The sequence below is a fragment of the Porcincola sp. LCP21S3_C12 genome (assembly GCF_052118625.1).
Taxonomy (GTDB): domain Bacteria; phylum Bacillota; class Clostridia; order Lachnospirales; family Lachnospiraceae; genus Porcincola.
The window spans coordinates 157,950-170,740 of record NZ_JBQKGW010000001.1 but is presented as its reverse complement, the minus strand read 5'-3'; the positions used below and the strand labels follow the sequence as shown (position 1 = coordinate 170,740).

General features: G+C 56.2%; 10 protein-coding genes. All 10 read left to right on the top strand.

Annotated elements, in window-relative coordinates:
- Nucleotides 1-6: 6 nt before the first annotated feature.
- The 10 genes from ACTQ1N_RS00675 to ACTQ1N_RS00630 all read left to right on the top strand — a co-directional run bounded on the left by ACTQ1N_RS00675 (nucleotide 7) and on the right by ACTQ1N_RS00630 (nucleotide 12,790).
- Nucleotides 7-1,284, top strand: a complete 1,278-nt coding sequence (locus tag ACTQ1N_RS00675) for a methionine gamma-lyase family protein (protein WP_441953831.1) — start codon at nucleotides 7-9, stop codon at nucleotides 1,282-1,284.
- On the top strand, nucleotides 1,281-2,558 hold the full coding sequence (locus ACTQ1N_RS00670) for an NAD(P)/FAD-dependent oxidoreductase (protein WP_441953636.1): 1,278 nt from the start codon (nucleotides 1,281-1,283) through the stop codon (nucleotides 2,556-2,558). Before ACTQ1N_RS00675 ends, ACTQ1N_RS00670 begins: the two co-directional genes overlap by 4 nt.
- Before the next feature lie 29 nt (nucleotides 2,559-2,587).
- Nucleotides 2,588-4,435, top strand: coding sequence for an NAD(P)/FAD-dependent oxidoreductase (locus tag ACTQ1N_RS00665; protein ID WP_441953634.1), 1,848 nt, complete (start codon nucleotides 2,588-2,590; stop codon nucleotides 4,433-4,435).
- Nucleotides 4,436-4,574: 139 nt separating this feature from the next.
- Nucleotides 4,575-5,336: a RadC family protein gene (gene radC, locus ACTQ1N_RS00660; RefSeq protein WP_441953632.1), complete on the top strand. Its 762-nt coding sequence runs from the start codon at nucleotides 4,575-4,577 to the stop codon at nucleotides 5,334-5,336.
- Nucleotides 5,336-6,337 (top strand): rod shape-determining protein, encoded by a 1,002-nt coding sequence (locus tag ACTQ1N_RS00655; RefSeq protein ID WP_441953630.1) that lies wholly within the window; start codon nucleotides 5,336-5,338, stop codon nucleotides 6,335-6,337. Before radC ends, ACTQ1N_RS00655 begins: the two co-directional genes overlap by 1 nt.
- Nucleotides 6,338-6,352: 15 nt before the next feature.
- Nucleotides 6,353-7,414 (top strand): rod shape-determining protein MreC, encoded by a 1,062-nt coding sequence (gene mreC, locus ACTQ1N_RS00650; protein ID WP_441953628.1) that lies wholly within the window; start codon nucleotides 6,353-6,355, stop codon nucleotides 7,412-7,414.
- Entirely contained in the window at nucleotides 7,411-7,914 is a 504-nt protein-coding gene (gene mreD, locus ACTQ1N_RS00645; RefSeq protein WP_441953626.1) for a rod shape-determining protein MreD, read from the top strand. The genes mreC and mreD overlap by 4 nt, the downstream gene beginning before the upstream one ends.
- Before the next feature lie 8 nt (nucleotides 7,915-7,922).
- The gene (locus tag ACTQ1N_RS00640) at nucleotides 7,923-10,826 is read left to right on the top strand and encodes a penicillin-binding transpeptidase domain-containing protein (protein ID WP_441953624.1); all 2,904 of its coding nucleotides are present in this window, start codon (nucleotides 7,923-7,925) and stop codon (nucleotides 10,824-10,826) included.
- A 28-nt stretch (nucleotides 10,827-10,854) separates the two neighbouring features.
- Nucleotides 10,855-11,604, top strand: a complete 750-nt coding sequence (locus ACTQ1N_RS00635; protein WP_441953622.1) for a septum site-determining protein MinC — start codon at nucleotides 10,855-10,857, stop codon at nucleotides 11,602-11,604.
- A gap of 19 nt (nucleotides 11,605-11,623) precedes the next feature.
- A complete protein-coding gene (locus tag ACTQ1N_RS00630) occupies nucleotides 11,624-12,790 on the top strand; it encodes an FtsW/RodA/SpoVE family cell cycle protein (protein ID WP_441953620.1) in 1,167 nt (388 codons plus the stop codon).
- The last annotated feature ends 1 nt before the right edge of the window (nucleotide 12,791 follow it).

The window sequence follows — 12,791 nt, the reverse complement described above, 5'->3', positions numbered from 1 at the left end:
CCTTCAATGGAGAAAATGGCGGAGACGATGGGCGTTTCCAGAGAGATCTATGAGCTGGGAGAGCGGACGGCGGAGAAGCTGGAGGATCGTTTCCGCGAGGCCGACCGGACGGCTGCATACAATCAGATGAAGGTCCTCGCAGCCTTTCAGAAGAACCGGATCTCTGCGGAGCACTTCAACGGGTCGACAGGCTATGGCTATGACGATGCCGGAAGAGATGATCTTGAGAAGGTCTATGCCGATACGTTTCACACGGAGGATGCGCTTGTGCGTCCGCAGATTACATGCGGCACGCATGCCCTGTCCCTGGCGCTCTCGGCCAATCTGCGGCCGGGCGACGAGATGATCTCGATCAGCGGAAAGCCCTATGACACCCTGGAAGAGGTCATCGGCATCCGGCCCTCGAGGGGGTCGCTGGCAGAGTATGGCGTGACCTACAGGCAGGTTGAGCTGAAACCGGACGGAAGCTTTGACTTCGAGGCGATTGAGCAGGCACTTGGAGAAAAGACGCACCTGGTGGAGATTCAGCGTTCAAAGGGATATCTGACCCGGCCTTCGCTCAGTGTCGATGCCATCGGGGAGGCCATTCAGTTTGTCAAGGAGCGGCGTCCGGACATCATCGTTATGGTTGACAACTGCTATGGCGAGTTTGTCGACCGGACGGAGCCATCTGACTTCGGGGCGGACATGACAGTCGGGTCGCTGATCAAGAATCCGGGCGGCGGGCTGGCCCCGATCGGGGGCTATATTGCCGGGACGAAGGAATGCATCGAAAACTGCGCTGTCCGGCTGACCTCCCCGGGACTGGGGCGGGAAGTCGGAGCAAGCCTGAATGTGCTCAGGCAGCTTTACCAGGGCTTCTTCCTGGCGCCGACGGTCACGGCAGCGGCGCTCAAGACCTCGATCTTCGCGGCCAGTCTCTATGAGCAGCTCGGCTTTCATGTCATTCCAGGCAGCAAAGAGCGGAGAAATGACATCATTCAGGCCATCGAGTTCGGATTCCCCGAGGGCGTCATTCATTTCTGCGAGGGCATTCAGCAGGCAGCTCCGGTTGACAGCTATGTGACGCCGCAGCCGTGGGCAATGCCGGGATATGATTCGGACGTCATCATGGCAGCCGGGGCATTCGTTTCAGGCTCCTCGATCGAGCTGTCGGCGGACGGCCCGATCAAGCCGCCGTATGCCGTCTATTTCCAGGGCGGACTGACCTTTGAGCACGGGAAGTTCGGAATCCTGAAGTCTCTCCAGAGGTTGTATGAGTGCGGCCTGGTGAAGCTTTCATGAGCCGGCGTGTTCTCATCGTGGGCTGCGGTGCAAGCGGCATGATGGCGGCGATCGCCGCGGCGAAGGCTGGTGCGGACGTTACCGTGCTCGAGGCGATGAAGCTTCCGGGAAGAAAGCTTCTCATGACCGGCAACAGCCGCTGCAACCTCACAAACACTGCGCCGAGAACGGCCGCCTCCTACCTCTCGGAAAATGACAGGGAGGCTGTCTCGATGGCAGCCTCGGTGCTGGGTCAGTTCTCTGTGAATGACACGCTGGATCTCTTTCACCAGATGGGCCTTCTGACGACGGTGAAGCATGGAACCTATGTCTATCCGCTGTCAGGTCAGTCCGGCAGCGTCCTCGAGATTCTGCTCCAGCAGATGAAGGAGCTGGGCGTCCGCCTGCGGTATGCATGCCGTGCGGTGGGACTTGAGCGGACAGAAAAGGGATGGACGGTCCTTACGGACAGCTGGAAATACGAGGCGGATGCCGTCATCCTTGCCTGCGGGTCAAAGGCAGCGCCGAAGACCGGCTCCGATGGAAGCGGCTATCTGCTGGCGAAGGCGCTTGGCCTGCATGTCACGGAGGTTGTTCCCGCGCTGACGGGCATTGCCGTCCGGGACGGCAGAAGACTGCTTTCTCCGCTTGCCGGCGTACGCATGACGGCAGGGGTCAGTGCGTGGGCAGACGGGCTTCCGCTCTGCCGGGACATCGGTCAGCTCCAGTTCACGGCATCGGATTTGTCCGGAATTGTGGTCTTCCAGGTCAGCCGGAAGGTATCCAGGGCGCTGAAGGAAGGAAAACAGGTGGAACTGAGACTGGATCTGATCCCGGCGTTCACCGAGGATGAGGTTGAGACAATTCTTACACATTATGGGCAGAATCACCCGGATGCGCCCCTGCGGCTTGCCCTCTGCGGCCTCCTTCCGCAGCAGCTGATCCAGACCGTTCTTGACAGATGGACAGCCGAAAACGGGCAGCGCGGGGCGCACGTTCCGGATACGGCAGGCAGCATGGACAGAATGTTGATCCGGAGCCTGTCAGAGCTGATCAAGGACTTCAGGCTGAAGGCGGACCATGTCCGCGGGTTTGACAGCTGCCAGGTCTGCGCCGGGGGCATCGCACTCGGCGAGGTGGACGAAAAGACACTGGCCTGCCGAAGACAGGCGCTTTCAGGTCTTTACATTGCGGGGGAGCTGCTGGATCTTGACGGACCCTGCGGCGGATATAATCTGCAGTGGGCCTGGTCGAGCGGCTATGTGGCCGGAAAGCACGCGGCAGAAGGCTGCTGACCGCTGCAGGGACCGGAGAGAGGAGACATATGATACAGATTTCCCAGATCAAGTGCCGGCCGGATGAGGGGGCGGAGGCTCTCCGGGCGAAGGTAAGCAGGATCCTGCATCTTCGGCGGGAGGATGACTTCTCGATGCAGATCAGGAGAAAATCTGTCGATGCCCGGAAAAAGCCGGATATCTTCTATGTATTTACCGTTGATGTCACGCTGAAAGATCCCGGGACGGAACAGAAAATTCTGGGCAGAAACAGAGACCGGAATGTCATCAGGGCTCAGGAGGTCCGTTATACGCTTCCGGCAGCAGGCACAGGACATGGCCGGAAAGCGGAAGACGGAAACGGAGGAAAGTTCAGCGGGCAGCAGGAAGCGCTGAGACCGGTCATCGTCGGGACGGGGCCTGCAGGACTGTTCTGCGGCCTTTCTCTTGCGAGGGCAGGCCTGCGGCCAGTCCTGATTGAACGCGGGCAGAGTGTTCTGCAGCGGACGGAGACGGTGGCCAGGTTCTGGGAAGGCGGCAGGCTGAATCCGGAATCGAACGTTCAGTTCGGGGAAGGCGGGGCAGGCACATTCTCGGATGGCAAGCTCAATACTGGGGTGAAGGATGCCTTCGGAAGGATCCGGTTCGTGCTGGAGACATTTGTGGAGGCCGGCGCTGATCCCGATATTCTGTATTCCTACAAGCCGCACATCGGAACCGATGTGCTGAGGGGAGCGGTCGCGCACATACGGGATGAAATCATTGCCCTGGGCGGAGAGGTCCGCTTCTCGGAGAAGCTGATCTGTGTGAAGCCTGCCGGGAAAGCCGGAAGCTGCCAGGAGCGGGAGATCTGGGAAATTGTGACAGAGCGTCAGCAGACGGACAAGGGAACCGGGACCTTGAAAACCCGTCTGCTGACGGATGTACTCGTCCTGGCGGTCGGACATTCCGCGCGCGATACCTTCCGGATGCTGTACGATGCAGGCCTGAGCATGACGGCGAAGGCGTTCGCCGTCGGACTCCGGATTCAGCATCCGCAGGGAATGATTGACAGGGCGCTCTATGGGGCTGGATGTCCGTATGAGATGCCGCCCGCACCGTACAAGCTGACGCACAGGCTTCCGGACGGGCGGGGCGTCTATTCATTCTGCATGTGCCCGGGGGGCTATGTCGTCAATGCATCGTCGGAGGAGGGACTTCTGGCGGTCAACGGCATGAGCAATCACGACAGAGGCTCCGGCTTCGCCAACAGTGCGGTTGTCGTTACCGTGTCTCCTCAGGATATCCGGGGATATCTCAGCGACAGCCGGAGGGAAAATCCGGACCTTCTGCAGACCGGCAGGCCGGATCCCGGGCTTTTTGCCGGGGTAGAGTTTCAGCGCCGACTGGAGCGGGCAGCTTTTCTAGCCGGGCGGGGAGCCATCCCGGTCCAGACGTTCGGGGCATACAGGGAAGCTGGAAGAAACGCGGGGTCGTCTTCTGACGCTGTACACAGGGCACCGTCACTGGCAGGACCGGCCTTGTCCGAAAGGCCGCTGTGCAGCCCGGAAGATCTGACAGAAGCGGAAATGTGGAAGACAGGGCCGAAGTTTCGCGGGCAGTATGCGGCTGCCAACGTGAGACGCATTCTGCCGGAGCAGATTGCGGGAGCGATCGAGGAGGGAATTCTGGCATGGGACAGGCAGATTCACGGCTTTGCGGATTCGTCTGCGCTCCTTGCCGGCGTCGAGAGCCGGACATCCTCGCCGATTCGGATTGAGCGCGGAGAAGACCTGCAGGCCATTCATTTTCCAGGGATCTACCCCTGTGGAGAGGGAGCGGGCTATGCAGGCGGCATCACGTCGGCAGCCGTTGACGGCCTCAGGGTTGCAGAGGCCATCACTGCGCTGGCAAGATGACAGCCTGAGACCGCAGGCGGAAATGGACGTTCGCGGCATTTGACTTTAGAGGGAGCATTCATTAGAATAAACTGCAAGGCTTTCCAGGCAGGTGGCCCGGAGCCTTTCAGGTGGGAGAATGTGCGCATGGTGCGTACACATGAAACAGGATCGTCAGTCGGTTTATCTGAGACAGGCAGGCTCTGCTGCACTCCGGAAGCTGCGGGAAGAGGAGCGGCCTTATGAAAAGTGCGCCTCGGGTGGACCGGGCGTGCTCACGGAGGTTGAGCTTCTGGCCGTTGTGCTGCGGACAGGATCGGAAGGCATCTCTGTCATCGAGATGTCGAGAAGCCTGATGGACTCCTTCGGGGCGGAGGGAATTGCCGGGCTCTGCAGCGCGACCATTCCGGAGCTGATGAAGGTGCACGGGATCGGCAGGGTAAAGGCCATGCAGCTGACCTGTATTGCCGAACTGTCCAGGAGGATAGCCAAGTCGGTGAGGGGAAAGACGCCGTTTTTCAGCCAGCCGCGGGAGGTTGCCCTTTATTATATGGAAGATCTCAGGCACAGGCGGCAGGAGATGGCGCTTGTTGTGATGCTTGATACCAGGGGACGTCTTCTGGGCGACGAGGTGATATCGAGCGGAACGGTGAACGGGACGGTCATCGGGGTGAGGGAGATTTTTATCAGTGCGCTGAACCACAGGGCTGTTTCCATCATCCTCATTCATAATCATCCAAGCGGGGAGCCTGATCCGAGCCCGGAGGATATCAGTCTGACACAGCGTGTCAGGGATGCCGGCAGTGTAATCGGGATTCCGCTTCTGGACCATATCATTATCGGAGACAGAAGGGCGGTCAGCCTCGCGAAGCTGATCAGGGATCCGGATGCAGGGCGGTCAGCTGCGGAGGAGATTCTTTAATGCTTTTTTCAAATATGGTGGGTGTCGACCTGGGGACCGACACGCTGAAGCTCCGCGACAAAAGCGGAGAGAAGTTCATGGAGAGCCGGAATATGATTGCTGTCAGCGGCAGAAGGGTTCTGGCAATCGGGAACGATGCGTGGGAGATGTTCGGGAAGAATCCGAGGAATATCCGCGTTTCCCGTCCGATGTCGGGCGGTGTAATTGCAAATGCTTCTGACATGGAGATCGTCCTGACGCAGACGCTCAGAAAGTTCACAACCTTTTCACAGAAGAGCGCGGGAATTTGCCTCGCTGTTCCCTCACAGGTTACGCCCGTAGAGCAGAGGGCCTTTTACAATGTCATGAATTCCACGCTCAGTCCGGGGAAGGTTCATCTGGTCGACAAAGCTGTGGCGGATGCCGTCTCGGTGGGACTGCCGGTGCTCAGCCCGGCGGGACATATGATTGTGAATATCGGCGCGGATACGACGGAGATTGCCGTCCTCTCCGAAGGTCAGGTGGTGATCGGGCGCACGATGCGGGAGGGCGGCATGGAGCTTGACCGGGACATTGCAACGATGGTCAGGCGCAAATTCAACATCAGCATCGGGCTGAAGACGGCTGAAAGCCTGAAGAACAATCTGGCATTCATGATCAATGGCCCCAGAATAGAACAGAAGGTGTTCGGCGTCCACATGCTTTCCGGGCTTCCGAAATCTGACATGATTCCGGCTCTGGCTGTGTCCGTATCGGTACTCGGTACAGTCGACCGGATTGTGGAGGAAATCCGGTCTGTAGTGGACAGGACGCCTCCCATGCTTCGGAAGGATATCATGAGAGAGGGAATTTTTCTGACAGGCGGCGTGTCCATGCTGCAGAATCTGCCGGTTTATATTCAGAAGCAGCTGTCTCTTCCGGTGTATCATATACAGGACCCGAAGAATTCGACAATTCGCGGGATTGTGACAATGATCAATGAAAAGGAACTGCATCCTCTGATGCGGTCGCCAGTCTGGTGAAGGAGTCCGGTCAAGATGAATAAAGATAAAAACAGCGGAAAGACCCTGCTCGGTGTGATTACCGTCATCTGCGCGGGTCTGATTGCACTTTCCATCATATTTCCGGACGCTGCGTCCGGGCCGGCCGGGAATGTCCTGAAAGTCCTGGTCACACCGCTTCAGAGAAGCATGAACAGCTTCGGACAGTATCTGTCCGGGCTGTCGACAAACCTGGAGGGATCTGCAAGCCTGCAGGAGAAGAACAAGGAACTTCAGGAAAAGGTTGACAAGCTGACGGCAGAGAACAGTGAACTTGTGCTGAACAAGGAAGAGCTGACGCGGCTGCAGACGCTGCTGGACCTGAAGAACCAGTATTCGGATTATGACATGGTCGGGGCAAACGTGATCTCAAGGGGAAGCAGCAACTGGTACAATACGTTCACGATCGATAAAGGGACCAATGACGGAATCCAGGTGGACTGCAACGTCATGGCAGGGGCAGGACTCGTCGGAATTGTGACAAAGGTCGGGCCGAACTGGGCGACTGTCCGTTCCATTATTGACGACGACAGCAACGTCTCCGCGATGGTATCGACTACTTCCGATACCTGTATCGTAGCCGGGAACCTGCAGCTGATCGACCAGGGAACCATCTCACTGGTGAAGCTTCTGGATGACAACAACCACGTTCATGTCGGAGACAAGGTCGTGACAAGCAATATCTCGGAGAAGTATCTTCCCGGGATTCTGATTGGATATATTTCGGAGCTGAACAACGATGCGAACAATCTGACAAAGTCCGGTCAGCTGACGCCGGTTGTGGACTTCAGGCATCTTCAGGAGGTTCTTGTCATCCGGACGCTCAAGAACTACGTAGCGAGCTCGGACGATGCAAAGAATGACAAGGAGGAGCGCGCAAAAGCGGCCGCCGGCGCGGCAGACGAGTCGGAGACGGCAGCTTCTGAAGCAGACCCGGCCAAAAGCACAGGAAGCACAAATGCGGATGCTGCCGCCGCCAGTCCGGAAAACGGGAGCACAGCGGGGGGAGACGGAGCAGCAGCCGGAACGTCCGGTCAGAATGCGGGAGGCCAGCAATGAAAAGACGAATTGCTCTGACACTTCTGTGCATCGTCACGGCCCTTCTTCAGACTGCCTGGCCGGAGGCGTTCTGCATCGCGTCCATCGAGCCGAATCTGGCCGTCATTCTGACGGCGAGCTTTGCGCTGATGTGCGGCAGCCGGACAGGCATGCTGATGGGTTTCTGGACCGGTCTTCTGATCGATCTGTTCTCCGGCGGCAGAGTTGGCTACTATGCGCTGATCTATGCATGGATCGGTTTCCTGGCAGGTTTCGCGTATCGAATCTTCTATGATGATGATATCAAGACACCGATGCTTCTGATCGGGCTGTCGGATCTGCTGTGTGGTTTGTACCAGTACATTGGTTCCTTCCTGCTGAGAGGAAGGATTCATTTCTTCTTTTACTTCGGAAGAATCATCATCCCGGAACTGATTTATACGGTCATTCTCGGGGTTTTTGTCTATCAGCTGAACTACCTGATCAATAAAAAGACAATCAGGGGTTACTTTTCCGTGTGAGGCGAAAATTGAAGGATAGAGAGAAAGAGAAAAAAAGCAGGAAACGGATCAGTTCCATCGGCCTGAGGCCGAGGGTTGCCATCATCGTGGTGCTTTCCATTGTCATGACAGCGGTCATGATCATCCGACTGTTCACGCTTCAGATCATCAACGGGGAGAACTACGATGAAAATCATACCATGCAGATTCTCCGGACCAAGACCCTGAAGCCGACGAGAGGCGAGATCTACGATGTAAACGGAAAACTGCTGGCCTACAATCAGCTGGTGTACGATGTGACGATGGAGGACAGCAGCAGCTACAGCAGCAATCGCGACCACAATCTCACACTCAATGGCATCCTCTACAATACCATCAAGGTGATTGAGAGCCATGGGGACAGCGTGTCAGATGATTTTCAGATCAGTCTGAATGCTGACGGACAGTATGTTTACAATGTGAAGGGATTCAATCTCAGCCGGTTCAAGGCGGATCTGTTCGGGTACAAGACAATCGATGAGCTTTCCCCGAAGCAGGTGGATATGAGCGCAGCAGACTTGATTGCCCTTCTGTGCAGTGACAAGTACTTCGGAATCGGGACAGAAAGCGTCACGAAGGCGGACCGTGAAAAATGGAACCTTCCGGAAAGCTACACTCCGGAGGAAGTGCTGAAGCTGTGTCATTTCCGGAGCCTGCTCCAGCAGAACAGCTATCAGCGGTACAATGCCATCACGATTGCGACGGATGTCAGCTCCGAGACGGTCTCACAGCTTCTGGAGAATACCGGGGAGCTGAAGGGAATCCAGGTAACAGAGGACTACAAGCGGGTTTACAACGATGCGATGTATTTTGCACCGATTATCGGGTACACCGGGAAGGTTTCAGAGGACGAGCTGAAGGATCTGCAGCAAAAAGATTCCTCCTACGATTCGACCGACGTTGTGGGGAAGGTCGGCCTTGAGAAGGAGATGGAGACAAGTCTGCAGGGGAAGAAGGGATCGGAGACAATTTTTGTCGACAACCTGGGCAGAACACTCTCCGTCGATTCGGTCAGACAGCCTCAGGCGGGAGATTCCATCTATCTGTCAATCGACGCCAATCTTCAGAAGGTCTGCTACCAGATACTTGAGGAATACATCGCCGGCATTGTCTGGGCGAACATTGTCGATACGGAATCCATCAATACAGATTACATCACGTCTGCTGACCAGGTTCGAATCCCGGTCTACGATGTGTATTATTCCCTGTTCGAGAACAATGTGCTGAGTGTCTCACACCTTTCGAACGCGGATACGTCTGACAACGAGAAGGAGGTTTATCAGCAGTTCCAGAAAAAGGCCGCTTCGATCTTTAAGGATCTGAAGAGCCAGCTGACAAGCGATTCTCCGACCATCTACAACGATCTGACGGATGAGATGAAGGTCTACCAGTCCTATATCGTCGACACCATGCTTCCGAATGCAGGCATCCTGAACACGGAGGCTGTCGACAAGACCGACCAGACCTACAAGTCGTGGAAGGCCGGCACCATCAGCCTGAAGGATTACCTGTCCTATGCAATTTCCAGGGACTGGATCAACATCGATGGGATCGTGCAGCAGACCAGCTATATGGATTCAAACGAAGTCTATTCATCCCTGGCAGACTATATTGCGGCAGACCTTCTGAAGGATACAGACTTCTGCAAGCACGTTTTCCGTTACATGCTGATGGAGGGTTCTCTGTCCGGAGCCCAGATGTGCATGCTTTTATTTGACCAGGGTGTTCTTAAGATGAATGAGCAGGATTACAATAACCTGTCAGACGGATCTCTTTCCGCCTACGATTTCATCCGGGACAAGATCTACAACCTGGAAATCACGCCGGCGCAGCTGGCGCTGGCGCCCTGCTCCGGGGCAATTGTGGTGACAGATCCGTCAAACGGAGCGGTCAGAGCCTGCGTCACCTATCCGGGGTATGACAGCAACCGGCTTGTCAACGAGATGGATTCGGACTATTACAACAAGCTGGCAACGGATCTGTCGAGTCCGTTCTACAGCAGGGCTACCCAGGAGCTTCTGGCGCCGGGGTCGACCTTCAAGCTGGTCACGGCGACCGCCGCGCTCAGCGAGGGCGTGCTGAGCCTCGGGGAGACGATCTACTGCTCCGGAATCTTCGAGCAGACGGATAAACCGATTAAGTGCTGGATCTACAATGAAGGCGGCATCCACGGGACGGAGGATCTGGTCGCAGGCATCAAGAATTCCTGCAACTTCTTCTTCAATACGCTGGGTTACCGGCTGGGGTCCGAGAGTGGGACGTACAACGATGAGGACGGCGTCAAGAAGCTCCAGCAGTATGCTTCCCTGTACGGACTGGACTCGAAGTCCGGAATCGAGGTCCCGGAGACGAGCCCGCATCTGCTGACCTACGATGCAGTGCGTGGCGCGATGGGGCAGTCCGACAACGCCTACACTGTATCGGAGCTTGCCCGCTATGTGACCACCATCGCAAACTCGGGCAGCTGCTATGATCTGTCCCTGATCAGCAAGACAACCGACTCGAACGGGAATACGGTGACGGAACATGAGCCGAAGCTGCACTCTCAGGTATCGATGCCGCAGGAGGACTGGGACGCCATCCATGAGGGAATGAAGCAGGTGGTGCAGAACAGCAGCGCCTTCACCGGGTACAAGGGGGTCAGCGTGTCCGGAAAGACCGGAACCGCGCAGGAGGTTGTGACAAAGCCGAACCATGCACAGTTTGTCGGATTCGCCCCGTCTGACAAGCCGACGATGGCACTGGCTGTTCGTGTCGCGAATGGCTACAGCTCTGCAAATACAGCCCCCATCGCGAAGGACGTTGTCAACTATTACTTCAACCAGAAGGATCTTTCTGAGCTCACGCCGGGACATGCGATTCAGGTGCAGAGCGGAAATACAAGAAATGACTAAACTGACAGATTCATCAGGGAGATGAAGGATGGCTTCGTTTGAACTCAAAAGCAATCAGTATGTTCTGACGCTTCTGTGCGCATCGGATGTCCCGTTTGAGACTTTGCTTGAGGATGTCCGGGACAAATTCCGGAAAAGTGCGAAGTTTTTCAAAAACGGACAGATGGCGGTGCGCTTTCAGGGCAGGGTGCTGAGCGATGAGGAACAGCGCCTTCTGGTGAAGGCGATTACGGACAGCTGTCAGCTCGATATTACCTGCATCATCGACGAGGATGCCTCCCGGCAGGAGAAGGAGGCCGAGCTGATTGCAAAGAATATCCGCGATACAACCGAGAACTCAGCTGCTCTGGTCACGCAGTCTCTGAAAAATGGCCAGCGGCTGTCCTTCGGCCGGACGGTCGTGATTCTGGGGGATGTACAGCCCGGTGCCGAGGTGGTGTCGGACGGCAGCATCGTTGTGCTCGGGATTGCCATGGGCATTCTGAGGGCGGGGGCTTCCGGAAACGAGCATTCATTCATATCCGGAACGGTGCTGAAGCCATTTGAGATATCGATCGCCGGACACAGGGCTGTCTCGGGAATCCGGAAAACGGAGATCGACAGGGAGTACGCGCCGGATCCGAAGGTCGCCTGTCTTCGGGAAGGGCACATCAGTCTGGAGCCGTTGTCAGGAGACTTGTTCGACGCCATTCTTCATGGCAAGAAGCTGCCCGGGAAAAATATAAGGGGAGCTGCCGACAGCGTGTCAGGGACGGACGGAACGCAGAAAAAGGCCTGATGCCGGGAGAGGAATCTTCATGTTCAGACAATATCGAATCAGAAATTACAGCTTCCCGCTCGCAGGGGCATGCATTCTCCTTGCCACGATCGGGCTGCTTGTCATTGGAAGTGCGCAGGAGTCCTACCAGTCCAGACAGCTGGTTGGAATGGTCATCGGGATCATTGCAATGGTTGTCCTGTCGCTGGCAGACTATACGTATCTGCTGCATTTCCGCTGGATCTTTTATGTGGGAGTATGTCTGCTGCTGGCGGCCGTCCTGGTTTTCGGTGAGAACATCGGCGGTGCGACAAGGTGGATCACCATCGCCGGGATCCAGTTCCAGCCATCAGATCTGATGAAGCTGGTGCTGATCCTGTTTTTCTCGGGTTTCTTTGCTCATTACGAGAACCGGATCAATTCACTTTGGATGATTCTGCTCACGCTGATTCTTGCAGGAATTCCATTGTTTCTGACCCTGAAAGAGCCGGATCTCTCGACGACCATTGCGACAGCGGCGGCATTCTGTGTTATAATGTTTGCAGCCGGGCTCAGCATGAAGATTGTCATCGGCGTTCTGGCAGTGGCGGTTCCGGCTGTTCTGATTGTTCTGAACAGACTGCTGAACCAGCCGGGAATCGGGGAGAAAAATTATCAGGTTCTCCGGATTCTCGCCTGGCTCCATCCGTCGCAGTACCCGGAGGCGGCCATGCAGCAGCAGAATTCGATCATCGCGATCGGTTCAGGACAGCTGTTCGGAAAGGGACTCAATAACGATGCCATCAACTCTGTCAAGAATGGCAACTTTATTTCCGAGTCGCAGACAGACTTTATCTTTGCGGTTGCAGGCGAAGAGCTAGGATTTGCCGGCTGCGTCCTGATTGTCATTCTGGAGCTGATCATCGGGTTTTTGTGCATCCGGATTGCGATGAGGGCAAGGGATAAGGCCGGGGCACTCATCGCAATCGGAATGGGCAGCCTGATCATCATTCAGAGTACCCTGAACATCTGTGTTACGACGGGGCTTCTGCCGAATACAGGGATTACGCTTCCCTTTGTCAGTTACGGGAACACGAGTCTCGTGATCTTCTTTGCAGGAATCGGTATCTGCCTGAATGTGGGGCTGCAGCCGAAAAAAGAATATGTCCCCCGAAGGAGGGGGCCCGGCAAGGCGGAGGTTCGAAAAACCTACCGCTATCTGCCATAAC

Excerpts from the sequence above, each read along its gene's own strand:
- ACTQ1N_RS00630 (WP_441953620.1), top strand. The coding sequence starts at position 11,624 with ATGTTCAGACAATATCGAATCAGAAATTACAGCTTCCCGCTCGCAGGG.
- mreC (WP_441953628.1), top strand. The coding sequence starts at position 6,353 with ATGAATAAAGATAAAAACAGCGGAAAGACCCTGCTCGGTGTGATTACC.
- mreD (WP_441953626.1), top strand. The coding sequence starts at position 7,411 with ATGAAAAGACGAATTGCTCTGACACTTCTGTGCATCGTCACGGCCCTT.
- ACTQ1N_RS00675 (WP_441953831.1), top strand. The coding sequence starts at position 7 with ATGGAGAAAATGGCGGAGACGATGGGCGTTTCCAGAGAGATCTATGAG.
- ACTQ1N_RS00670 (WP_441953636.1), top strand. The coding sequence starts at position 1,281 with ATGAGCCGGCGTGTTCTCATCGTGGGCTGCGGTGCAAGCGGCATGATG.
- radC (WP_441953632.1), top strand. The coding sequence starts at position 4,575 with ATGAAACAGGATCGTCAGTCGGTTTATCTGAGACAGGCAGGCTCTGCT.
- ACTQ1N_RS00665 (WP_441953634.1), top strand. The coding sequence starts at position 2,588 with ATGATACAGATTTCCCAGATCAAGTGCCGGCCGGATGAGGGGGCGGAG.
- ACTQ1N_RS00655 (WP_441953630.1), top strand. The coding sequence starts at position 5,336 with ATGCTTTTTTCAAATATGGTGGGTGTCGACCTGGGGACCGACACGCTG.
- ACTQ1N_RS00635 (WP_441953622.1), top strand. The coding sequence starts at position 10,855 with ATGGCTTCGTTTGAACTCAAAAGCAATCAGTATGTTCTGACGCTTCTG.